The organism is Bacillus sp. SRL337 (genome assembly GCF_984799155.1).
The window spans coordinates 3,881,075-3,904,777 of the sequence record NZ_OZ481793.1; the positions used below are offsets into that span (position 1 = coordinate 3,881,075).

Annotated in this window: 21 protein-coding genes and 1 other RNA gene; all 22 read right to left on the reverse strand. The window is 43.1% G+C overall.

Annotated elements, in window-relative coordinates; genetic code table 11:
* Positions 1–129: 129 nt before the first annotated feature.
* The 22 genes from essA to secG all read right to left on the reverse strand — a co-directional run bounded on the left by essA (position 130) and on the right by secG (position 23,458).
* On the reverse strand, positions 130–633 hold the full coding sequence (gene essA, locus AC4E8A_RS19640; protein ID WP_490195480.1) for a type VII secretion protein EssA: 504 nt from the start codon (positions 631–633) through the stop codon (positions 130–132).
* Positions 605–3,607, reverse strand: coding sequence for a type VII secretion protein EsaA (esaA, locus tag AC4E8A_RS19645; protein ID WP_490195481.1), 3,003 nt, complete (start codon positions 3,605–3,607; stop codon positions 605–607). The genes essA and esaA overlap by 29 nt, the downstream gene beginning before the upstream one ends.
* The gene (gene essC, locus AC4E8A_RS19650; RefSeq protein ID WP_490195482.1) at positions 3,604–8,064 is read right to left on the reverse strand and encodes a type VII secretion protein EssC; all 4,461 of its coding nucleotides are present in this window, start codon (positions 8,062–8,064) and stop codon (positions 3,604–3,606) included. The genes esaA and essC overlap by 4 nt, the downstream gene beginning before the upstream one ends.
* 22 nt (positions 8,065–8,086) lie before the next feature.
* Positions 8,087–9,385 carry a type VII secretion protein EssB gene (gene essB / locus AC4E8A_RS19655; protein ID WP_490195483.1) on the reverse strand — a complete coding sequence of 433 codons (1,299 nt, stop codon included), beginning with the start codon at positions 9,383–9,385 and terminating at the stop codon, positions 8,087–8,089.
* A gap of 14 nt (positions 9,386–9,399) precedes the next feature.
* Entirely contained in the window at positions 9,400–9,639 is a 240-nt protein-coding gene (yukD, locus tag AC4E8A_RS19660; RefSeq protein WP_490195484.1) for an ESX secretion system protein YukD, read from the reverse strand.
* 80 nt (positions 9,640–9,719) lie between these two features.
* Positions 9,720–10,013, reverse strand: coding sequence for a WXG100 family type VII secretion target (locus tag AC4E8A_RS19665; RefSeq protein WP_119544952.1), 294 nt, complete (start codon positions 10,011–10,013; stop codon positions 9,720–9,722).
* Positions 10,014–10,454: 441 nt separating this feature from the next.
* Positions 10,455–10,928, reverse strand: a complete 474-nt coding sequence (locus tag AC4E8A_RS19670) for a hypothetical protein (protein WP_490195485.1) — start codon at positions 10,926–10,928, stop codon at positions 10,455–10,457.
* A 431-nt stretch (positions 10,929–11,359) separates the two neighbouring features.
* The gene (locus tag AC4E8A_RS19675; protein WP_490195486.1) at positions 11,360–12,154 is read right to left on the reverse strand and encodes a hypothetical protein; all 795 of its coding nucleotides are present in this window, start codon (positions 12,152–12,154) and stop codon (positions 11,360–11,362) included.
* 79 nt (positions 12,155–12,233) lie between these two features.
* Positions 12,234–12,542 carry a hypothetical protein gene (locus AC4E8A_RS19680; protein WP_490195487.1) on the reverse strand — a complete coding sequence of 103 codons (309 nt, stop codon included), beginning with the start codon at positions 12,540–12,542 and terminating at the stop codon, positions 12,234–12,236.
* 174 nt (positions 12,543–12,716) lie between these two features.
* A complete protein-coding gene (locus AC4E8A_RS19685) occupies positions 12,717–13,016 on the reverse strand; it encodes a hypothetical protein (RefSeq protein WP_490195488.1) in 300 nt (99 codons plus the stop codon).
* A gap of 9 nt (positions 13,017–13,025) precedes the next feature.
* Complete coding sequence (locus AC4E8A_RS19690) at positions 13,026–13,289, reverse strand: hypothetical protein (RefSeq protein WP_490195489.1); 264 nt, start codon at positions 13,287–13,289, stop codon at positions 13,026–13,028.
* Entirely contained in the window at positions 13,282–13,767 is a 486-nt protein-coding gene (locus AC4E8A_RS19695; RefSeq protein WP_490195490.1) for a hypothetical protein, read from the reverse strand. Before AC4E8A_RS19695 ends, AC4E8A_RS19690 begins: the two co-directional genes overlap by 8 nt.
* A gap of 11 nt (positions 13,768–13,778) precedes the next feature.
* Positions 13,779–14,204: a hypothetical protein gene (locus AC4E8A_RS19700; RefSeq protein ID WP_490195491.1), complete on the reverse strand. Its 426-nt coding sequence runs from the start codon at positions 14,202–14,204 to the stop codon at positions 13,779–13,781.
* A 29-nt stretch (positions 14,205–14,233) separates the two neighbouring features.
* Positions 14,234–14,935: a hypothetical protein gene (locus tag AC4E8A_RS19705; protein WP_490195492.1), complete on the reverse strand. Its 702-nt coding sequence runs from the start codon at positions 14,933–14,935 to the stop codon at positions 14,234–14,236.
* 21 nt (positions 14,936–14,956) lie between these two features.
* Positions 14,957–16,399, reverse strand: a complete 1,443-nt coding sequence (locus tag AC4E8A_RS19710) for a T7SS effector LXG polymorphic toxin (protein ID WP_490195493.1) — start codon at positions 16,397–16,399, stop codon at positions 14,957–14,959.
* 14 nt (positions 16,400–16,413) lie between these two features.
* Entirely contained in the window at positions 16,414–16,692 is a 279-nt protein-coding gene (locus AC4E8A_RS19715) for a YwqI/YxiC family protein (RefSeq protein ID WP_490195494.1), read from the reverse strand.
* A gap of 18 nt (positions 16,693–16,710) precedes the next feature.
* Complete coding sequence (locus AC4E8A_RS19720; RefSeq protein WP_490195495.1) at positions 16,711–17,067, reverse strand: YwqH-like family protein; 357 nt, start codon at positions 17,065–17,067, stop codon at positions 16,711–16,713.
* A 1,423-nt stretch (positions 17,068–18,490) separates the two neighbouring features.
* Positions 18,491–18,853, reverse strand: a transfer-messenger RNA (tmRNA) gene (ssrA, locus tag AC4E8A_RS19725).
* 178 nt (positions 18,854–19,031) lie between these two features.
* Positions 19,032–19,505, reverse strand: coding sequence for an SsrA-binding protein SmpB (gene smpB, locus AC4E8A_RS19730; protein ID WP_113926842.1), 474 nt, complete (start codon positions 19,503–19,505; stop codon positions 19,032–19,034).
* Positions 19,506–19,635: 130 nt separating this feature from the next.
* Entirely contained in the window at positions 19,636–21,966 is a 2,331-nt protein-coding gene (rnr, locus tag AC4E8A_RS19735; protein ID WP_490195496.1) for a ribonuclease R, read from the reverse strand.
* A gap of 23 nt (positions 21,967–21,989) precedes the next feature.
* Complete coding sequence (locus AC4E8A_RS19740) at positions 21,990–22,736, reverse strand: alpha/beta hydrolase (RefSeq protein ID WP_490195497.1); 747 nt, start codon at positions 22,734–22,736, stop codon at positions 21,990–21,992.
* Between the two features lie 488 nt (positions 22,737–23,224).
* Positions 23,225–23,458 carry a preprotein translocase subunit SecG gene (gene secG / locus AC4E8A_RS19745; protein WP_490195498.1) on the reverse strand — a complete coding sequence of 78 codons (234 nt, stop codon included), beginning with the start codon at positions 23,456–23,458 and terminating at the stop codon, positions 23,225–23,227.
* Positions 23,459–23,703 lie beyond the last annotated feature (245 nt).

Here is a 23,703-nt window from a genome sequence, read left to right on the forward strand (position 1 = left end):
ATCACTAAAAAGGACCTGCGCCTGTAACGCAAGCCCTTCAGGAGGGGTGAATTTTCACGCTGGGTCGTTCGATCACCAGGGTGCATACATAAAAAGGATTCCACCAGTGACGGAATCCTTTTCACCTCTTCACTTCAAGCCAGTACCGCCTTGAGCATTTCTACTCCAAATAACGATCACAAGAATGAGGAGCAGGATACTTACTCCCGCAAATATTGAAATTAAAACTGAAAGGGAGGAAGAGTCTTGTCGGTTCTCTTCCAGATTTCCCAATCTCGCAGAGCTTTCAGCCCCGCTGAATAATTTCAGATTTTCCGCTCTGGCTTTGATCGTGTTCGTTCCTTTCTCCTCACCTTGAAAGATGCGTTCCTTCAGTGCCTCCATCCCACTGCCGGACGCCCCTTTAAATGTTAAGCTCTTTTGCTCTTCAGGAATCTCGGCTTTTTCATCCTTGGATGATTGGTCATGGAGGAGATCATTATTCTTCTTGAACTTATTTTCCTGGTACTCGTTCGGCATAAGCTCATGGATACCGGTATTTGCCGATATGGGAGCGGCAAAGACGAACCCGATTATACTCATGAAAATCAGAAGGACAAGGATTCTATCCCTCATAGGCTTCCGTTCCTTCATCCCGCTGTCTGCCGGAACGTTTAGTCAATAGAACCTGTAATGCTGCGAGTCCAATTACGATAATGCCTAATATAATCACTGCTTCATTGAACATGGAGTCAGTACCATATTGTATCGACATATACACTGCAGACATAGGATCTTTGAAATTGAAATTAGGTGTTGTTAAAGCAAGCAATGGCGTGACAAACAGAGCAATGAGTCCGACTGAAATGAACCATCCCAACAAACGATGTGCCGAAAAGGCGACCCGTACCAACCCTGAACCCGCCAATAAGAGAAGAATGGTAAAGATCGTCCACTCTACTGAACGGGATTCCACAAGCGGATAGATGTCCAAGCCATAAAGGCTGATCACAAATCCGACAATGAGATTCAGAAGCAGGAAAATGACTCCTTGAATCCAAAGCGGTGCATTTTGGAAGTAGTAACTTGTGTATCCGATTAGCAAGCTGGATAACAGGATGATGAACAAGACCACAACCGGCGGAAGCACACTGGCTTTCTTTTCCTCCGGGACATCACCTTTTACATTCAGAGGGCTCGTTAAGAAATCATATACGTACCCATTGGATTGTCCATCCACAAAAGCGTTCCCTAGGACACTGAAGACATCATTGCGGATTAATTGAGTGGAAGCAACATTGGATGCCCACTTATTATTCAATGTATCTGCATCACTTTGCACATTAGTGATATTTGAACGAAGTTCTTCAGTATAAGAAACAATGGTCGTCTGGCTTTCACCTACATTATCGAGGAATGAGTGAATGGACTTGATCTCACTCCCTATCTGTTCCTGGTTACCAACTAAGCCGGGACCTGTCAATCCAGAAGCCGGAGTTGGAGCTGCCTGCTCAGGCTGCTGAATCCGGTTCAGGACTTTCTCCGCCGCCTGATTGATGGCAGTGAGGCTCTCTGTAAGCTGTGTTTGCTGGCCTTCAAGCGTTTGGTTGTACTCCGCAGCAAAGATGGTAAAGGAATCTTGAAGAGTATTCAGTGCATCCTCTGTATTTGGCAGGGCTGTAGTCATTTGATCCCACTCTGCCTGTTCTGCCTGGTTCACTTTCAGGATTTCATTTACTTCATTTTTCAAGTCCTCATCTTGCAGAACAGCTGCTTTCACACCGTTTTCTGTTAACATCCCATTCAGAACGGACTCATATCGATCAAGATAAGAGTAATATTTAAGCAGATCCATAAGCTTATAGTTATTTATTCCACGGGAAAAATAACTGGATAAGGTATTATGTCTGTTTTGGGATAAAGCAGCTGAATTCAAAATTGCATTCTCTTTACTCTCGATAGCCGAGACTATATTCGTGACATTATCCGAGAACATTTCCAATTGCTTTGTCAATGCTTCATTTGTCTCAAGAAGTACCTTAACCTGATCTTTAAGTTCTTGATTCTCTGTTGTCAATGTTTCAATTTGTTCTGTCAGCTTTTTAATTTTATTGATTAGTGTCTTATTATCTTCAGTCAAGATGGACAATTTTCCCAATAACCGATCCACTTCAGCCTGAAGGGGGTTTTCTGATGTATCATTTTTTTCTTGCAGCTGTGTGCGTACTTCGTTGATCCGTTCATTGATTGTTCCCATTTTACCAGCTGCTTGAAGTACCTCCTCAATGGTTGGTTCCTTTAAATCTTCCAGCGTTTTTTTCAATTTATCCACTTCTGCAGAAATCGCTTCCAGCTCCTCGATTTCTGCAGTAAGATTCACCGGAGCAGGCGGGTCTTTCGGTTCCCCTGGTTCCTCGGGATCGGTTTCACCCTCATGTGCTGAGATGACCACCGGCTGAGCGTCCGTTTCTTCTTCCTCTTCCGGCGGTTTAGGAATATCCGGAACAGGCGGCGGGTCAAAGATCTGCCCGTCTCCTTCAGCCAGCTTATTGTTTAGTTCAAAGATGTTCCCTTGAAGGTTATTTAAGGCGGTGGTGTCCTGTAATTGCTGGTAGAAGGTCAACACCCGCTCCTGGAAAGAATAGAAATCTTCTACTTGTCTATCAACCTCTTCAAATCTCCGCTGCTGTAAATTTGTTAACAGCTCCTGGTTACTCTCCATGCTGCTGTTAACCTGAGTCAGGCCAGCTGTCAACTCATCACTTTTTTCCGAGAACAGCGATTTGGATTTCATGTACCTCGGCTGCTGATTTTGAGTCGATTCATTAATCATCTGGACAGATTGAGCTTGAATTTCGGCCAGTAATTGTTTTTGATTATCCTGATATTCCCGGTACTGATCCACATATTCAACAAAGCTGGAAAGACTTTGTTGAAAGGATTCCATTGTATTCTGCTGTTCAGGAGTCCGGCTGTCAGCCTGCTGTATCGAATGTTGCAGATTCGCCAGCATGGCCGATTGCTGTTCAATCTGCCCCGCCAGATCTTTAGAGCTTGGTTTGTAGAATGACAACATTGTTGTCTGGAAAGCCTGTTCCTTCTCCAGGATTTGATCGAATTCACTCCTGATGTTTTCCATGTCCGCTGACACGTAATTCCAATAGAGGGTGGACATTTTTTGATTGACTTTCTTTGCAGCCTTTTCAATCTCCAACAGGACTTTTTCTTTGTTGACAGCATTGAGCTGCGCTTGAACTTTATAGTTTAGGTTCGTTTTCTCCGGCCTTTCCTGGTCGTAGGTCATGACCTTATCAGAGAAGTCCGAAGGTATATACACCACAGCGTCATACTTAGAACTCTGAAGACCGTTTTCCCCGGCGCTCCTGCTGACAACTGTCCATTCAAAAGGGGATTGTTCCCCTAATATGGATGGAACATCTCCACCGAAGGCCAAAGGCTCCCCATCGATTTCCGTCCCCGCATCCTCGTTCACAACGGCAATGGACTGTGTGGCATTTTCCTTCACTTTCAGCGGGTTTTCACCTACTGAACGAAAGAAGAGAAGAGGAGTTGCAAGAATCATCATGACCGCTAATAAAAGTTTAAACAGGCTTACCTTCTCTGTCATGCGTGTACTTTCCTTTCCGTTACCATAAGTGGTATTTGAATTTTTATTTCTTTGCCATTTTCAACGTAATAACCAAAGCCCGGCTGGATTTCCGGTTCTCTCCGGTCATAGCTGAGCGTGAATAACGTTTGTTCGGATTTCTTCATCAATACGATGGCTTGACGGATTTGTTTCATTTCCACCGTCAATGCATCATACCCTTTTGTCAATTCATTGTTGTTTCCGGAAGCAATCACGCAAAACCCTAGATGGCTGTAATTTTTCATGCATTTAACAATCCTGTCCTGCAGGAGAGGATCAAGGTTTTGCAGAAATCTTGCATACCCATCGACAATCAGCATCGCTGGCGAGAAGGATGGCAGCGGGCTTCCCTTTTGAACAGACAGGCTATATTGCTCTTCCCGGTCACGGAACAGTTCATCCACCCTGTTAAGCCATATTGTTATATGTTCTTTAGTCTCCATATAAACGACTTTTTCTTCCCTCATCAGGTTGGACAGTCCCCTGTCAATGGAATCAAAGATGGCTATATGCTCACTTTTCTGAAGAAGCGCAGTATTAGCTAAAACCTTAAGCACATTCGTCTTCCCTTTTTGCGCCTGCCCCAATACCAGGCAGTGTTTTGTTTTGTTGAAGTTCACATGCACAGGGCTGACAGATTCCTCATCCAGGCCGATTGGAAGCAAACCTTCCTGCCTTCTTGAACCTGTGTATTGGGTGAAGTTGACCATTGTCAGCTCCGCAGGAAGCATTGGCACCGGCTTAGGTGAAGCTAATCCAGTATACTTTTGATTCAGCAGCTGGATATCTTCTCTTAACAAATTGAGCTGTTCAAAGTCATCCTTCCCTTCGACTGGGAGGAAGACTTGAGAGAAGTACGCAGAATCTTTCTTCACAATGGCCCTTCCCGGAATGGCTTCCGGCGAAAACGGCAATCGTCCCAGCATGGTGTAGGCTTCTGAACTGTCCATTAAATAATGGACAACTTTTGTTTTAAGGTTATTCATTAAAGACTGGCGGATGGAATTCACCCGTGTCGCGGTAAAGAACATATAGATTCCAAGCGACTGCCCATCCCTCGCAAACTGATTGATTTCTGTTTCGAGCTCCTGCATCTCCTCTTTGACCAAATCAAAATTATCGATGGTGACGAATAAAAGGGGCAGCTTCTCTTCACTGACCGTGTTGTACATTTTAATCGAGCTGACTTCCTGTTTCTGGAACAGCTGTTTTCTCCGGGCGATTTCGTCATCCAGGATCGCCACGAATTTCTCGATTTTCCTTTCCTCATCAATCAGGAAATAATCGGCCGTATGAGGCAATTGCTTTAATGGCAGTAAACCGCCGTTCCCAAAATCAAGAAGGTAATAGTGAATTTCCTCCGGTGTAAACAGAGCGGCCATCCCCATCAACAGGGTGATGAGCGTTTGCGTCTTCCCATACCCGGATGAACCAAAAATACCGACGTTTCCATCTTCAACCACCTCATAATGATAAGGATTTTGGCTCTGTTTCTCCGGCTCATCCACCATGGCCAGCAGAATCTTCTTCTCTTCCATCTGCGGAAAGCCTGTTCGGTAAATCCGGTTGGCCAACGGAGGCAGCCACGGACTGGACAGCCTTTTCAAGTCCAGCTGCTTCTCCAGCGCTTCAATACGATCGACAACAGCTTCAATTTCACTGACCATTTCTTTGTGGGTGCCTGGTTTTGCCGCCACTTCAGAAATCGGAATCAATCCCAAGTCGGTGACAATGGCCACTTCATCCTCTGCTTCAAACGATTCTTCCTGGTAAGGTGCACCGCTCCAGGCAGATTGGAACAAGTCATACACTTCATTATTTCCAACCTGCAGGTACCCTCTTCCTGTCACTGTAAGAGACGCTGCATCCCCATTCTTGAGGATTTCCCGGCTGTCCTCGGTGTTTTGAACTTTCAGCGCCACCCTGAACCGGGCATTACTCCAGATTTGGTTATCGATGACACCGCCAGGCTTCTGAGTTGCCAAGATAAGATGAACACCCAGACTTCGGCCTATACGTGCGGCACTGACCAATTCCTTAATGAAGTCCGGCTCTTCACTCTTTAATTCGGCAAACTCATCCGAAATGAGGAAGAGATGCGGAAGCGGCTCTTCTGTTTTCGCTTGTTTATAGAGGCGTGTGTAGTCGTTGATATGACTGACTCCATAACGGTCGAATAACCGCTGTCTCCGCTTCAATTCACTCTTTATGGAGGCAAGTGCCCTGGAGCTGAAGTTCTTGCTTCCTTCAATATTGGTGATCGTTCCTAACAAGTGCGGCATATCCTTGAATGGCTGGGCCATGCCTCCACCCTTATAGTCGATCAGCAGGAAGGCCACTTCATGTGGGTGGAAATGGACGGCCAAAGAAAGGATATACGTTTGTAAAAATTCACTCTTACCTGAACCGGTTGTCCCGGCCAGCAGCCCATGAGGACCATGGGCCTTTTCATGCAAATTCAGTTCAACAAGGTCTTCCTTCCCTTTCAATCCAACAGGAACAGCAAGTGATTTGGCTGACTCTCTGGACATCCAGTTTTCTTCGATCGGCAGATGGTCAACATCCTTGACCTTCAGCATTTCCAGAAAAGACACACTTTCGGGGATCGAGTTGGTCATTCCGATTTGGTGATTCAGAGTACGCAGGGTTCTGGCATACTGCTCATTTCCATCGCGTTCATATTCATCCATCCGGAACGGTATCTTTACGGCTTTCTTATCCTGGATCAGAATATCGCCTTCCCTGTCATTGATATAACGGATGAGCGTATGGACGTTATCCGACAGACTCTCTTTCGCCTCTGCTGCGAAAATCACAGACATCCCTAAATGAGCGTACTCCCCTTCGAGATACTGCAAGATCACATGTTCAGAAATAAGCTGATGGTTTGTAATGATGAAAACATAATGAGGGGCGAAACGCATTTTCTCCGAATCCTCATCAATATCCCGTTCCCGAAGGACTTCGTATATGGAGGAAAGGATTTGATCCCTTGTTTTTTCGTTATAAATAAATCCTTTTGTGAAAGACTGTGGCAATTGGAAATGAGGCAGCCATTTCAGCCACTCCCAGTCCTTATATTCCTCTTCATGAAAGATGAAAATAAATCTTACATCGTGGTAACTATGGAAAAAAGCCAATTGTCCGATCAGCTGATGGATCTCATTTTTGTACACAGATTCCTTTCCGATTAAGCCAACCGCTCCTTTATAAAGATCTGCGGTTACAGGCAAGTGATCAATTTCACGGTAGGCCATCTCCAGTTTCTGCGATTCCTCCATCAACTCATCCATTTCCCGATTCGATAAGTCGGACGAATTGATGGAAATGCTGTAGGTGGCCGGCAATGTTCCCCTCCCTAGACGGAACTGAAGAAAATCCGGACTTTCAATAGCCCTTTCCCACAGACGCCCTGACAACTGCTCTGTAAGATATTTCAAGCGTTCAAAAGAAGGAAAATGAAAATGCAGGACATCTGATTGTTTCTCGGCAAGCTTATGAAGTTCATTTCTCTTGCTCTCTAAATATTGAGTATAGATCCGTGTCCTTCTTTCCTGCGATTTTTTTCTATTCCTTTTATCTTTAAAGAACTGTACGGTCGAGGTAACCAGGGTCGTCGTAAACATCACCATTGATATAATGATGAAGATCCCTCTCGGTATTACGAGGGCAACAATCCCCATGACAATCAGCATCATCAGCGGTGGGAGGATAATCAGCCACAGGCTTCGATTCGTATCACTTGATTCCTGGCTGGGAAATGAAAGCTGGACCTTTTCATCAGGCAATTCATAGACCATCCTTGGGGTCCGCCGGTAATTAGGATATTTTTTCTGCATTTCAGACGTAGGACGGGTGGACTCCACTAAATCAGTTTGATAATCACCAATACTATGTATCTCGATTAAATCATCGTCTGCAAGGGTAATGGTTAAGAAAGGGGAAAAGAGGATATCCCCTACCTTCAGCTCTTTCTTTCCTGTTGCCAGATGTCCATTGTGATAAAGCGAAGAGGACTCTCTCGCATCCACCACCCAGTTACCATTCTCACTTCTATACAAGAAAGAGAATTGTTTCATAGAATCATTGGATTTATAATGAATCGTTGCAGATGCATCCTTGGCAGAAACACTGATTTCTTCCTTGTGCCCAATGTAATAGGTTTTAGGTTCACCTGGATAGGGAGTGAGCATGATCTGTACTTCCTTATCACCTGCTGGCAGTGATTCTCTCCTGCCTTGTTCCAACGCAACCGCTTCTTTGCCGTCTTGATAAAGCATGACAGCATCTCCTTCAGCCTCCACCTGAATAGCCGAAGGCATTGAAAGGATTGTAATGGAATCTTCCAATCCCGGGCCTATAGTAATTTTTTTATTTTGACTGCCAATCATGATCGACTGGTAGTAGTCATCGTGGAATATCCATAAGGCATACATATGCTGACCCCCAGTTCATTTGTTAGTCAGATTTTTTCTTATCATCTGCTTCAGATTTGGAGGTTTCCTCCTCAGCAGCTGCAGGTTCTTGCTTCGGAGCTGCCTTCTCTTCTGTTTCTGTGCTTGTTTCTTCTAATGTCTCTTCAGGCTGTGACTCTTCTTCCTCAAGTGCTTCCAATTCTTCCTCATATTCTGCTAACTCATTTTCAATCTCATCTAATTTTTGCTGACGTTCTTCACTGTCGAGATCTCCGTCCGCTTTTACCTGCTCACGGTACTTCAAGAGCCCGAACATAATCAAGTCCCGGTCTTCCAAGAACCTTGCTGCTTCCAGGGCTTCTTCCGCCTTCCCTCTTCCGATATTTATCCAGTACTCATAATAAAGCGGGTCGGATTGAAGGGACACCGTGTTACGGACATTTTCTTTCTGTTCCTCCGTCAATGACTCGTTGATAATATAAGAAAGCGCAAGCTGGTATTGAGTGACCTTTGGTATTTCGTCAATTTCATACGACTGTAGTTCTGTAACCACATCACTGTACTTATTGAGCAAAAAGCTTTCCTGCGCGGACACTACCCTTTCCTGCTTTGGATACAAGAAGAAAAGCGAATAAATAGAATAAATAAGGGCTGGGATTAAGAGTAATGACACACCCAGCAGGACATATCTGTTTAGTTTCCACTTCTTCTTGCTCACAGCCATCAGGAGGGAATCCGACTTTTTGGTTTCCTCTATCAAGTGGTTGATCACTTCGCTGAGCTGTTCAAAGCTTTCAGCTTCCACTATCCTTTTGGTGTTTGGTGACAATTTTAATGTCCCGCTGAAATTCATATACTCCTCGAATGAATGCTCCCGATCTACGATAGATGTGACAGCGGCTTTGGTTTCCTTCAGCAGAAGATCTTCATCTTTTTCATAAGGGGGCAGGCTTTCCTTAACACCATAATGGATAAAGTGAGGAGTCAGCCCTTGGTCAAATACTATGTTTTCCGGACAGACAATAAGATGCAGGCGTGCCAGCTGATGATCCTGAACTTTTTTTACCAGCTGATAAGAGCACATCAGCCGCTCCTTTTCACTCTCCTTTAAGAGGGATGGAAAAACGAAGGTGTCTGGAATGGTATTTTCGATGCGGAGTTCATCATTTTCCATGGTAATATCCTTCTGGATGGCAGGGGAAATGCTCTTCAGGATGCTGATTTCTGATAGATCATCCAGTCGTATCTTTTCTTTTTGAAAGATCAATGTCATCTTGTGTTCTTTTCTATGTACTACTGCTTCAAGTATATCTTGCAGATACGATCCTTTTTTTTGTGACATTCGCTTGGTCTCCTTCATAAAATTTCAATACGGTCTCCGGAACGGATGCCCGCATCCAACAGCCGAATGCTGCCAGGAACCACTTTCCTTTTGTTGGCGATCCGGATCCAATAACCTTCTCTCGGCTCAACTCCGAGCTTTTGAGTCTGCCACACAAGGTCAATCATCTTTTTCACAGTATGATAGTTTGATAATCTCAAATCAAAGCAACGCTTATCATAGCGTTCAAGATTGATCGTGATTTCAATATACATGTCAGGGTTCACCTCATAAGGAAGGAGCGCCCCAATTACCGTTAAGCGCTCCTTCATGTTTAAAATGGATCGGGATAATCTTATCCGCGAATTTGATTGGCAATTTGAGCATCTGCATCCTCAAGGGACTTAGCTGTGCTGGTCAATTGCATTGAAATGTCTTCAAGCAGCTGCTGCATTTGCAGGAATGAAGGGCGAAGGGTTTGGTATTGTTCAGCGAATGCTCGGCTGGATTCACCTTCCCACATGCCTTCAAGCTCGGAAATCATATTATCCAGACGTGAAATCTGTTCTCCTACCTGGCTGCTTTCACTTGTGTAACGATTGGACATACTAATCAATTCTGCTGGGGTAACGCGAATAATTCCTGACATATTAAATCATCTCCCTTTTCATAAGTTTTGGTGGTAATCATCTATTTCATATCAGAATACCCATACAAGAAAAACAGATTCTAGAAACCTATGTAATCCGTTTCCTTCCAAAAATAAAGACAATTGTTTCCATACATTCATTAATATAGTATTACAAACACCTAAACAAACTCAATTTTTCCAGCAAAAAGGAAACTATATGACTATGCCCAACTATTTTGAAGGGACATTTGTCATAATTTCCCTTACAAAATTCTAGGTTGATAGTATGAGAGTGAATACCTGCGGGTTCTTAAAGAGCACGCACTTTAGGTCGGTGACCATTTAGTAACAAGTCCTTACTTTATATCCTTATTTTTACTTACCTAAACCATTTTTTAGTGAAAATACAGACTTTTTTCAGGGGGTAGCAAAATTATTTCCGAGACTTCCTAAAACTTATCACCCCTTCACTTCCATCCTTTCCTTCCGTCCTGCATTCTCCCCTCGCCCAGACTCCCTGGCCTTCTTAGAAAGACCAAACCCGGGATATAAGATTCTTACCGAAACCAGAGAAAAAATTGTTAATATACGTGCAGGTGCTAAAGAGAGAACAGAGAAAAGGACGACCATAACGATGAGTTGAAAGAAATCTGTAAAAAAAGAAGACATCAGAAACTGCGCTATAACGCAGCCGATCCCGGCAGCAGCCAGGTAAGGAGTAGTATGAACCCTTAATTCGTTTCTTTGCCGTTTGGAATACGTACCGGAATTGAGCATTTTCACATTGAATACATAAAAAAAGACGAGCAGCCCTATCAATAGGAACAGACCAATCACGAACGGAAGCGCACCTTGAGCTCCAATATGAAGATATACTAGTTTCTGTACGACTAAGAAATACAGATAGGCATTGAAGCTTCCGTAAATCCCCATGAATAAATACTAGGTAAGTTCAAACTTATATGGAGCGAGGACTAAAGGAATGGCGGCAAGGTGAATCAGCAGTGTTGGAATTATCACCGGCCAAAAACAAAAGCGCAAGCGGCTGTTCAGCTCCGTACAGATTGGAGGGCTTCTGTATGAGATAAAGGAAACACAATGAACGTAGTGAGTTGATGTTGACTTATCAAAAGGAAGAAGACCGAAATCTGCTAGGAGCTGCTGGCCGCTGGAGCTGGATGCAGAAATTAATCTTTTTCATCCACATACCAAGACTTCTATAGTATCTGAAACAAGGAAAAAGGTTGTTCCAATACCAGGAGACTGCAAGTTCAAGTAAGATAACGCTATCTCATCCAGCCCGTGCTTGTCTTTCATATGCTCTCACCTGCCTCAGCTTTTATTTTCTCCGCTCCTGCCCCTATTCAATGCACCTGCTGCTTCACTTTCACCCGTTCGAAAGCACCGGTAATTTCCTTCACCAACACTTCTCCCGTTGCCTGCCTGGCGTGCAGCCACTCAATCCCGTCTTTATTGATCATCCTCAGCGTCCAGTTATAGGATGGGGATGATAAGACATGGACCCCTTCAATGGCCCATTCAGATTCACTTCTGTAAAACACCATCAGCCGGTTGGAATGAATTTTCCTCTGCACTGATCTCCTAAAATGTTTAATCAGCAAACTATCCTCGCCCAGTTCATTATTCATGCGAACTTGCTCCAGATTGAATACGTCCTGTTCTTTAACATACTGATAATAATCCCTCGGCAGCAGGTACAGGCAGTCATTCATACGGACTGTCCGATTCTCGATACCCATCAGCATCCTTGGAAAGATCACCTGCTTCATTGTCCACTCCGGAGCCGGATGAGTATAGATGCTGTAGTTTGTTTCATTTTCTTTCATGCATTCGACAACCATCTCGTCGCTAAAATAAAATATACTTTGTTCCTCTTCGTCTGTCATAACCTCCGACACCAACTTGCTTCTGGCCAATACCCACATGGCCCCAATGAAGGAATCGTCGAATTTCAATTCTCCATCCATGTAATCTACTAACTCCATGCCATGAAGCTTTTTGAACATCCTTTCCCATTCTTTCTCCAACTCATCTTCTCCATAATGAGGAAACGGGTTAGATACACCTATCAATACTTTTCCGCCCAGCATTTTAACCAGTAAATATAAATCTTCATTTGTCAGCTTCCAGTTTGCCATTTCGAATCCTCCTCATCTCTTAACCAAATTGCTTTATTTCTTTAGGATTTGCCAGCATTGAAGGCAAACAGCTGATTTTTCATAATGCCTTCTCATCATGCTTTTCTTCTTTCAGGTAAGGTATGAGACTGTCCATATCTGTTGTAAAATAACAAACTTGCTTTGGTTCGTATGCTACTTCATGCTCAACAATCAAGTATTCATCTAGAGGGATATTATTAAAAAATTTCTTCCATTTAAATTTCTTTTCCATCTTTTTCGTTTCTTCCTCTACCTTTTTTCCATCCCATTTGAAAACGCCATAGCTCGGAAGGTCGATTTTAATGCCGGGGAAATGATTTGTTACCTCTTCTTTTATTTCATCAGTAAGACGCATCTCAGTGACCATGACTATTTTTTCCTCGCCACATCCATGATTTTGTTTGATTGATAGTCGTATTCTTGATTACTTAGTTCTTGCTTTGTAAAAATAGCGATACAAAAATGGGTTTCTTCCGTTTTCTTTTTTGAGAACATATTGAGCAGACCTCCGGAATTTGAATTGATGTTATCCTTACTCTTATTAACTTTTCCTTAGGTTTTTTGGCAAAGTGAATTGAGGATATACTTTTTTCACAGTGTCTTCATTCTTCTGGATAAAGTAGTACCGGTGCAGTGAGGTTGAAAAGAAAGCAGTCAATATGGACAATATTGCTACCCCTGTAATGATGATGGTCATGAACACAGATTCAGTCATAAACGAAGAAATGAGAGTCTGGGCGATGATATAGCCTATACTTGATGTTGCTATGAATGGGGAAATCTTTAGTTTATTGCCTTTCTTCTGCAGCTTTGCATATGTACCGGAGTACAGCATTTTCACATTGAAAATTTAAAAGGACACCAGCAATGCAATCAGCAGAACTAATCCTGCAATGAAAGGCATCTTGCTATCAATGCCTATATTGACGTACAAGAACTTCTGGATGACCAAAAAATAAATATAAGTATTTACGATTCCATACACCCCTAAGAACAGGTAATAGGATTTTTCATATTTGAAAGGATCTGCAATATATGGAATCGCCCAAATATGTAAGAGGACCACCGGAATGACCGCACCCCAGAAAAATGCAGATGAGAAGGGTTCACCCAATATAGGCAGCAACTATAGGAGTCATATTTAACTTGGAATTTCCTTTTTGCAGCTTTAAATATCTACCTGAATAAAGCATCTTCACATTAAAAAATGGAATTAAAGACAATAGTAACACCATTAGCAGAAAACCTATAAGAAAGAAACTTCTGCCTTCCACACCGATGTACAGATATAAAAATTTCTGGATGACAATGAAATACACATACGTATTTACAACTCCAAAGACACCCAAATACAAATAATAAGATTTCTCAAACTTATATGGGGCAATGATATAAAGGGTTGCCCACAAATGTATAACTAAGCATGGAATTAGAGCTGCTATAAAAAATGGAACAGATAAAGGGATGCTCAGTAATGGTAATAAACCCACAAAATCCATACATATTAATAAGAAACCTATGACATTTCTCCTGTTTTCTTTAGGAGTTTGCATACCCTGAAGATAAAAGGCTGATCTTTCAAGATTGTCCATCTTATACCCTACTATTCAATTTTTTGTTCTTTTATGTAAGATATGAGTCTGTCTACTTCTGTTGTATAATAAAGTACTTGGTTGGGATTGTAGGATACTTTTTGCTCGACAATCAAGTACTCATCTATGGGTATATTGTTAAAAAACTTCTTCCACTTGTATTTTTTCTCCATCTTTTTTGTTTCCTCATCTAATTTTTCCGGATCATAATGGAAAACGGCGTAGCATGGAACCTCTATTTTACTGTCCGGAAACTGATTTTGAAGTTCACTCTTCATTTCATAAGATAATGTCATTTCTGTGACTGCTACCACGCTTTCTTCAGTTTCATCCAATATTTGATCTGCTTGAAGGTCATACTCCTCATTACTTAATTCTTGCTCCGGAAAAATTGCTATACAAAACAGGGGGGCTTTTGATTTCTTCCTTGCAAACATGTAGGGCTCCTCCTTAACTCCAATAAAAGCTATGCATTTTTTCTTAGCTTTTTAGGTAAACCAAATTCAGGATATATTTGTTTCACTTTTTCCATGTTTCTATTTATATAAATATACCTGTGTATATTAGTGGAAAAAAAGGCAGTTGCCACAGAAAGTAAAGAGAATACACCAATAATGAGTAGTATTTTAATCGATTCTACAAAAAATGAAGACAGAATGAATTGTGCCAAAACATAGCCTAAGCCAGAAGCTGCCGCAAAAGGTGAGAAATTAACTGTTTTTTCACCTTTTTGAAGTTTTGAGTATGTTCCTGAATAAAGTGAACGTATGTTAATCCAGTTCATAACAATCAAAAGAATTATACATATCAGCAGACCTGTAAAAGCTGGCACTACTCCATTAACCTCAAAATTATTATAGATGAGTTTCTGTATAACTAAAAAATAGACAAATGTATTAATCACACCGTATATTCCAAAGAATAGATAATATAATCGTTCATATTTATAGGGAGCAATGATAAATTGCACAGCCCAAAAGTGAATTAGAATGACAGGGATTAGCCCCACCCACAGGATGACGGGGATCCTCGGCTCCCCAAAAAGAAAGATTAAACCAATAAGATCTAGAAAAATCAGAAAGAAAACGAGTATATTTCCCCGGTTTTCCCTTGGTTTTTGGAATCTTAAATAAGAAAGACTAACTTCATCTATTTTATCTTTCTTCACATAAACACCTCTTTAACTTGATTAAAACCATGAGCTGACTTTATCAATAATATTTTTAGTACCCTTCTTTATAGAATCAGCTACCGAGTCCAATTTACCATCACTGTCGAAATCCATAAATTTAATATCTGAAAGAGCAGTAGTCATCAGTATCCCTGCTCCTGCTCCTACCAAGGCCCCCACTGCAACTCCAACAGGTCCCCCGAAAGCTACTCCTGCCATAGCCCCAAATTGAGCACCAGCCATTGCAGATGCTGCAATAGAAGCACCAGCTACTACTACATCTCCAATTACATTTCCTGCAATTTCACTTGGAGATTGGTTCTGATCAATTCCATGATAAATATCACCAGCAATCGTTGTTCCAACTCCTATATAACCAATTTTATTTCCTGCCCACTTGAATGACTCTTTCACACTTGTCATTGGATCCACTAACTTATAAAGATTTTTATTATTGGTAGCATTTGTTCCCGAATATGTTTTTTTATTATTATTGTTTAATTCCGGTTTATCTACATTTAGCTTTACCCTTTCCTTCCCTTGTGCGGTTGTATAATAGCTCTTCGTGACTCCGAACCCCTTTCTTGCAAGGTTCACACTCTTCGCAGCCCCATACCCCGTTGCAGTAACCACACCCAGATTGGCTGCCGCATTAATCGGCTGGTCCCGCCACTGATCAAAGTTGATGCCAAGGGTCGGTGTCGGGTCCCATTCAGGCTGAAGTCCATTCACGGTATCTGCTGCTTCGGCTCCGTTTTCAACAAATCGGGAATTATTGGTCAAATCAAAATAAGGGTTTGTTGATCCGCTGCCCGCCTCGTAATTAGGGTTGTAACAGCTATTGGGCTGATAGGTATCTATGGAAATTTTGCCGCTGGAGAAAAGACCTTGAATTTGCTGGATGTACTGATTCATCAATTCAACATCTTGTTGTACCGGCTCGAGATTGGCTGATTGGCTTTGATCAAATTGATGAAGCTTTTCCAGCGTTTGATCTTTATGCTGTCCCGCAGTATGCACTTCTTGAAGAAATGGACTGTCATTCAATCTTGGCAGTGAGATGATATCTTGCACACTCTGGATCGTCCCATTAGTCTCACTTGTTAAATCCATAACAGTGTCTCTTCCACGATTCAAACCATTTTCCACTTCATTCTGCAGGAAGTTCTCCCGTATATAACCATTTTGAGCCGGTTCAAACCCTTGGAGTTCACCTTTTATGGAGTTTAAAGCAGCCTCATAGGTTGCTGCCATCTGTTGATAGAATTCCAGGAAGGATTGATGAGAATCTTGATAAAATGCCTGGATTGACTCCCCTCCTCTTCCCTTGAATGAAGCTTCATCAGAGATAAAACTGCTGACCGCCGACTCAATTTCCACCATTTGATCCTTCTGCCGGTTTAGCGTTCTAAGAAGTTGGTCAATTCCTGTTTCCAATGACATCACATCAAGTGTTTTCATCCTGGTTCCTCTCCTTACCTGACTTTGATATGCGAAGACAAATTCTTATCGGTGTCCCTCATATTGTGGACAGACTCCCGTGTCGAGCTTTCATTTCTGATGAGCAGTTCTTTATAACTCTGGACCATCATTTCCATTGTCTGATTCAGCTCATTCAACTTTGTAACCACATCTAAATGATTTCCCTGTCCGATATCATTTGGCATGTCCGGCTGAAGAGAGTCGGCTGACGATTTTATTTTCGAGAGATTCTCCTCTATCTCACCCTGCACCAAGCGGATTTCATTGACCACACATAATACCTCCCCGAATTAATTGATTTCGGCTTTTGCTCTTTCTTCCGCTTCAAGCCTCTGAATGGTATGTTCAATTGCTTGTATTTCACTTTGTAAGCTTTGTATCTTGCTGTCCAGCTCAGAAAACACTTCACTAAACTGAGTCGTTTCAATATCTGTAAAGTAATGAAGCATTCCTTTAAGCCTTATTTCATCGAATTGATTCGCAAGAGTGCCCTGCCAGGTAAAAGCGGAAAGTTCAGGGTTGGTAATCGTTTCCCGATAACTTGAAAACTCCTGCTGGTTTTTTCGAAGCTTGCTGCTGCAATCCTGGAGCCTTTGAAACTGTTCACGCTTTTCCCTTAACAATCCATAATAATAAAATAATGACAAGAACCTTCACCTCACATGATTTGATCACTTTTTATATAAAATTTCCCAATCTTTTTAACTATAACATGGATGATATTGTGTCAGAATGATAGAATCTGTTTATTTTTTCCACTGAATTAATTGGTTCTTTACTCCTATTTTGATGATGTTTCTTCATTTAAAATACAAGTGCTCATTCTTAAGTAGCACAGTTTTCGGAAAATTAAACCTTAATATTGAAATTTTCCCACTATTATTTATACCAAACGAAAAAGCAGCTGTAGACAATAAGTCAAACAGCTGCTTCAGCTTGCAGGTAAAATCAATGTCATGGGTTATGTTTAAATACTGTGTTTTGAATGAATAGTTGATTTCTGCTGCAGACGTACGACTCCGCGGGGCGGGCGGTGAACTAAAAAGCGGAAGCGCCTTGATCAGCCCCGACAGGCATAAGACGAGCCGGCAGGAAGGTTGGCTCTTTAACCTTCTTGACGGATTGGCTTATGACCCCGAGGGGCTAGGCGCTGGAGCTGGATTGATAAAAAGCGGAAGCGGCCGTTCAGCGCCGTACGGATTGGAGGGCTCTCGCATGAGATAAAGGAAACACAACGAACAACGTGAGTTGATGTTGACTTATCGCAAGGAGAGAGACCGAAATCCGCTAGGCGCTGGCCGCTGGAGCTGGATTGATAAAAAGCGGAAGCGCCTTGATCAGCCCCGACAGGCATAAGACGAGCCGGCAGGAAGGTTGGCTTTTTAACCTTCTTGACGGATTGGCTTATGACCCCGAGGGGCTAGGCGCTGGAGCTGGATTGACTAAAAAGCGGAAGCGGCCGTTCAACGGCGTACGGATTGGAGGGCTTCTGTATGTGATAAAGGAATCACAACGAACATAGTGAGTTGATGATGACTTATCATTAAAAAGCGGAAAGGCCCGTTCAGCCGTGTACGGACTGGACTGGCTACATATGAGATAAAGGAATCACGAAGAGTGGAGCGATTCGATGATGACTTATCTCAAGGAGGAGCCGGGAAGTACGCTAGCAGCTGGGCGTTGGAGCTGGATTCGCAAGGAAGGAGACCGAAATCCGCTAGTCATGGGCCGCTGGAGCCGGATTGTACTCCTCGCTGCGCTTGCGGGGTCTCACCTGTCCCGCTAATCCCGCAGGAGACCGTACGCCTTCCGCTCCAATCAACACGTTTGATACAAAAAATATTTCATTGCTGACGATGCTTACGTTTGCTGCAAAAAAATTTTAAGAAATCAGAAAACTGGGAAGGCAGGATCAAGTCCGGTTTAATATTTTCGATTCTTCTCACATAAAAATCCCCTCCAATCAAAGGTTGGAGGGGATTTGGCCTGAAACAAATGTAAACAAGTCAAACAGCTGCTTTTTTAGATTTATTAATATTTAAGAAAAATAAAAACCACCAAATATGTATTTGGTGGAGACGGTGGGAATCGAACCCACGTCCAGACATATCGCCACTTAAGCGTCTACGAGCGTAGCCGATATATTCGCGATTTCGCTGCAACTTCTGCCTATCGACGGGCGTCCGTGCAGCTAGCCTGATTAATCTCTTCCTTCATCCTCAGACGGTGGAATCCGGCGTAGCCCACTGAAAGTGAGTCCCTTACCCTACCACATGGGCGATGGAGGGAGGAACCGCTAAGCTAGCTTACGCTGCTAAAGCGAAGTTGTTGTTAGATTTGCCAGTTATTATTGGCGTTGACGTTTTATCGTGGACGATCCCCACGGCTCGCAACTCAAGCTCGAACTATCCCTGTCGAATCCGTAACGTCCCCATGATAGTTGGTTTAGTTGCGCTGTGGCAAAAAAACCTTAAGGGAAGAACGGGCAGAATAAGTTAAGCTCAGTTACTTATTCAGTTGTCCTTGCTGCCGCGTATTACCTTGCGACAATTATTATTATAACAAATCTGCAGTAATTTGCAATGAATAGGCTTATGGTAAATTACGTTAATCAGTAATTACCTTTCTGCCTTTGAGCAAGTTCACGCTGGATGGTGCGGTTTGCATCTTTTCGTTTCAGGTCTTCACGCTTATCAAATTTCTTTTTACCTTTGGCGAGACCGATCAACAGCTTTGCTACTCCATTTTTAATATAAAGCTTTAACGGTACCAAGGAGTATCCCGCTTCTTTTGTTTGTCCGATCAGCTGGGATATCTGCTTTTTATGAAGCAGGAGCTTGCGTGTCCTGAGCGGCTCATGATTATAGCGGTTTCCCTGCTCATAAGGACTGATATGCATATTGTGTACAAATACTTCACCCTGCTGGATTCTGGCAAAAGAATCTTTCAAGTTCACCCGGCCGGCTCTGATGGCCTTGATTTCAGTTCCCTGCAGGACAAGACCCGCTTCGTATGTTTCTTCAACGGCAAAATCATGGCGCGCTTTTTTATTTTGTGCAATTAACTTTCCTTCACCCTTTGGCATCTGGCTTCCCCCTCTTTCTTTGGCAGCGTCTGTTTTCTCTTTTTACATGCCGCCTGTGCAGACTGGTATCTTCATTATACAAGCTGAAAGCAAAGGAGAAAAGAAATCTCATCTTTTCTCCTTAATCCGCTTATTTACGTTTTTTTGGTTTTCTTTTGCTTCGTGGCGCATTTTCAAACTTTTTGCTGCCTTTTTTCTTCTTGTTCTGCGGAGGGCGCGTGGACCATTCGCCTGAATCTTTCTTCGGCTTTTCGCCCCCGTTTCGGTCCTTTTGCTTCGTTCTGACCACTGTCGGGCGCTCGTCACGCGGTCGCTGGTTGCTCTTCATGCCGACAATTTCAAAGTCGATGGCACGCTCATCTTTGTTGACGTTCACGACACGGATCGTGATCTCATCTCCAATTCGGAAAACATTCGCGGTCCGCTCACCGATCATCGCCATTGATCTTTCATCAAAGCGATAGTAGTCATCTGTCATGTAGCTTACATGGACAAGGCCTTCAATCGTGTTGGACAGTTCGACGAACATTCCGAAGTTCGTAACAGAAGAGATGATCCCTTCGTATTCTTCACCGACCTTATCAAGCATGTATTCTGCTTTCTTCAGTTCATCAGTCTCACGTTCAGCGTCAACCGCTCGTCTCTCACGGCTTGATGTATGATCAGCGATTTCATCCATTTGGGCTGCCCACTTCGCTCTTGTACTCTCATCCAGCTTGCCTTCGATCAGGTATGTTCTGATCAGACGGTGAACGATCAAGTCAGGATAACGGCGGATCGGTGATGTGAAATGTGTGTAGTACTGTGTTGAAAGCCCAAAGTGTCCAAGGCTTTCAGCATAGTATTTCGCCTGCTGCATCGAGCGAAGCATCATGGTCGATACAACCACTTCCTCCGGCTTCCCTTCCACTGCCTCAACAATTTCCTGAAGGGCACGCGGGTGGACAGAATTGGCTGTTCCCCTGACAAATAACCCAAAGTTCGTAATGAACTCAAAGAATTTTTGCAGTTTTTCTTCTTTTGGGTCTTCGTGGATACGGTAGATGAACGGAACATCCATCCAATGGAAGTGTTCAGCAACCGTTTCATTGGCAACAAGCATGAATTCCTCGATAAGACGCTCGGCCACCGAACGGGTTCTTAGCACGACATCTGTCGGTTTGCCTTCGTCATCCACCAAAACCTTTGATTCTTTAAAATCAAAGTCGATGGCACCACGGGTCATGCGTTTTTCCCTCAAGATCTGCGCAAGCTCTTCCATTTGTTCGAACATCGGGACGATCGGTTCATAATGGTCACGGACCTTTTCATCTTTATCCACAAGGATTTTGTTCACATCTGAATAAGTCATCCGTTCTGTCGTTTTAATGACGCTCTGGAAAATTTCGTGTTTGACCACTTCACCATTGGAGTTTATTTCCATCTCGCAACCAAGGGTCAATCGGTCGACTTTGGGATTCAAGGAACAGATACCGTTTGAAAGGCGATGCGGAATCATCGGGATCACCCGGTCCACTAAATACACACTGGTCCCTCTTTCAAACGCCTCTTGGTCAATCGGGGAGCCTTCCGTCACATAATAGCTGACATCCGCGATATACACGCCAAGCTTGTAATTCCCGTTATCCAATTGTTGTACCGTAACCGCATCATCAAGGTCCTTCGCATCCGCGCCATCAATGGTGACAATCGTTTCATTGCGTAAATCCCGGCGGTTTTCAAGCTCAGAGGGATCAATTTCATCCGGTACATTGTTCGCCTGCTCCATTACTTCATCAGGAAATTCAACTGTTATACCATGTTTGTGGATAACCGATAAGATATCAACACCGGGATCATTTTTATGCCCCAGTATATCCGTGACTTCCCCTTCGGCGCTTTTCCTGCCTTCAGGATAGGAGGTCAATTTGACAACCACTTTATGCCCTTCAACTGCTCCCATGTTGGCTGATTTCGGGATGAAGATATCACTGGAGAATTTCTTGTCGTCAGGGATGACAAATCCGAAATGCTTGCTTTCCGTATAGGTCCCGACTACCTGTGATACGCCTCTTTCCAAAATCCGGACGATGGAACCCTCTCTTCTGCTTCCTGACGTTTCAGAGGATACTCTCGCCAGGACGATGTCGCCATTCATGGCATTATTCGTTTCATTTGGCGGAATAAAAATGTCATCTAGTCCCGGTTCATCAGGGATCACAAAAGCGAACCCTTTCGCATGACCAGATAGTTTTCCCCGGACAAGATTCATTTTCTCCGGCAGGCCATAGCGGTTGCTGCGCGTGCGGACAACAAGTCCTTTTTCCTCCATTGTCACAAGAGCTTTGACAAACTCTTTAAAATTGGAGGAACCCTCGATCCCGAAAGCCTCTTCCAACTCCTGTACCGTCAATGGCTTATACGCTTCATCTTTCATATAAGAAAGAAGCTTGTCTATTTTTTCGCGAATAGAATCATCCATTTTCAAACCTCCTAAAGCATAATTTAAACAGTCCAATCCAGCCCTTCAAGGAATGCAAATACATCTTCATGCAGCTGCTCTTTCTCCTTATCCAGCGTAATGACATGGCCGGATTCCTCATACCATTTAATGTTTTTATTATCAGATTCGACGGCGTTATAAATAATATTCGCCGAATCGGTATTGATCATGTGGTCATTCCGTGCCTGTATAACAAATGTCGGACTGTAGATCATATCGACATTGTCACGAACATCGGCAATCAGTTCCTGAAGCGCCTTTAACGTATCCATCGGTGTTTTCTTGAACTCTTCTATTTCTTTTTCAATCTGCGCAGGGTCTTTTCCTTCAAACTTCTTAAATTCCCTGGCATAATCGACCACACCTTCATACATGACTTCTTCACTTTTTATGTACATCGGCGCACACATCGGTACAATACCCTTTACAGGTACAGTGTAACCTAATTTCAGTGAAAATACCCCTCCAAGCGAAAGACCGGCAACAGCAATCTCCTCATATCCTTTGCTCTTCAGATGGTTGTATCCGTCCATGACATCCTTCCACCAGTCTTCAGGCCCTGTATGGACAAGTTCCTCCGGCGGAACGCCATGTCCCTTATAATGAGGCGCATGTGAAGAATAGCCTTTTTTCTCAAGGAAGCGGCCCAGCATGCGGACATCGGCGGAATTCCCGGTGAAACCGTGTAAAAGCAGTACAGCACGGGGACCGGCTTCGAAAGTGAATGGTTTTGGCAAAACAGTTTTCATTGTTGTAACTCCTTTAAAATGTATTCAGCAACTGCCATTTACTGCGATTTATAAACGGCTTATCATATTTTTTCAGGGACTAAACATGTTAAGTCGATTGGTGATCTCCTGGGAGCAGCGGGGCTCATCCAGCTCCAGCGGCCAGTGCCTAGCGGATCTCGTTCTCTCACCTTACAAAAAGTCATCATCGAACCGCTAACGCTTTTCTGATTCCTATATGTGATGAGAGAAATTCGCCAATCCGTACACTGAACGGCCGCTCAGCATTCCATGAATCCAAAGAGGTTCACTGCCCGCCACACGGAGTCACTCATCCTGTAGCGGAGACCCACCTTGTTTATTAATCAAACGTTTGATTAATATTTGACCTACCCTTTATTTTAAGCAATTAAAGGCAAAACAATCCAGTAATGAACCCTATTATGTATAATTTTTCTCCTCTGGAAAATATAAAAAAACCCGGCCGTCACGGACCGGGTTTCCTATGCTTAAAAACCGAAGTAAGTTACTGCAAGCGTCAAAATGAAAAATAATACGGAAAGAACAATTGTAATGCGGTGCAGCACTAAATCGAGTCCGCGCGCTTTCTGTTTTCCGAATAGTTGTTCTGCACCACCTGAGATGGCACCTGATAATCCTGCACTTTTACCTGATTGCAATAGTACAACTACAATAAGACCAATTGAAACAATGATAAGTAAAGTGATTAATAATGTATGCACGAGTCCCACCTCCTGAAACGAACATTAAACAATACTCTCATTTTATCATACCCGTTCCATGGTCACAATAAGGTTTTGAATTTTTTGGCGATATGCACGTAAATGACTTCTCCTTCTTGTTTGCAAACGGTATCTGTGGATGCCAGGTCCTATTTTTTTCAAACACGTTGACTCTATCAGGCATACTTTGGCCAATTGACATCGGCATACGCCATCTTCACCCTGGGTCTACACTTTACTATCTT

Coding starts and splice junctions, on each gene's coding strand:
- AC4E8A_RS19665 (WP_119544952.1), bottom strand. CDS start 10,013: ATGTCAGGAATTATTCGCGTTACCCCAGCAGAATTGATTAGTATGTCC.
- essA (WP_490195480.1), bottom strand. CDS start 633: ATGAAGGAACGGAAGCCTATGAGGGATAGAATCCTTGTCCTTCTGATT.
- AC4E8A_RS19680 (WP_490195487.1), bottom strand. CDS start 12,542: ATGGTCACTGAGATGCGTCTTACTGATGAAATAAAAGAAGAGGTAACA.
- yukD (WP_490195484.1), bottom strand. CDS start 9,639: ATGTATATTGAAATCACGATCAATCTTGAACGCTATGATAAGCGTTGC.
- essC (WP_490195482.1), bottom strand. CDS start 8,064: ATGTATGCCTTATGGATATTCCACGATGACTACTACCAGTCGATCATG.
- AC4E8A_RS19670 (WP_490195485.1), bottom strand. CDS start 10,928: ATGGGGATTTACGGAAGCTTCAATGCCTATCTGTATTTCTTAGTCGTA.
- smpB (WP_113926842.1), bottom strand. CDS start 19,505: ATGCCAAAGGGTGAAGGAAAGTTAATTGCACAAAATAAAAAAGCGCGC.
- rnr (WP_490195496.1), bottom strand. CDS start 21,966: ATGGATGATTCTATTCGCGAAAAAATAGACAAGCTTCTTTCTTATATG.
- AC4E8A_RS19675 (WP_490195486.1), bottom strand. CDS start 12,154: ATGGCAAACTGGAAGCTGACAAATGAAGATTTATATTTACTGGTTAAA.
- AC4E8A_RS19710 (WP_490195493.1), bottom strand. CDS start 16,399: ATGAAAACACTTGATGTGATGTCATTGGAAACAGGAATTGACCAACTT.
- AC4E8A_RS19695 (WP_490195490.1), bottom strand. CDS start 13,767: ATGGACAATCTTGAAAGATCAGCCTTTTATCTTCAGGGTATGCAAACT.
- esaA (WP_490195481.1), bottom strand. CDS start 3,607: ATGACAGAGAAGGTAAGCCTGTTTAAACTTTTATTAGCGGTCATGATG.
- AC4E8A_RS19740 (WP_490195497.1), bottom strand. CDS start 22,736: ATGAAAACTGTTTTGCCAAAACCATTCACTTTCGAAGCCGGTCCCCGT.
- AC4E8A_RS19700 (WP_490195491.1), bottom strand. CDS start 14,204: ATGTTTGCAAGGAAGAAATCAAAAGCCCCCCTGTTTTGTATAGCAATT.
- essB (WP_490195483.1), bottom strand. CDS start 9,385: ATGTCACAAAAAAAAGGATCGTATCTGCAAGATATACTTGAAGCAGTA.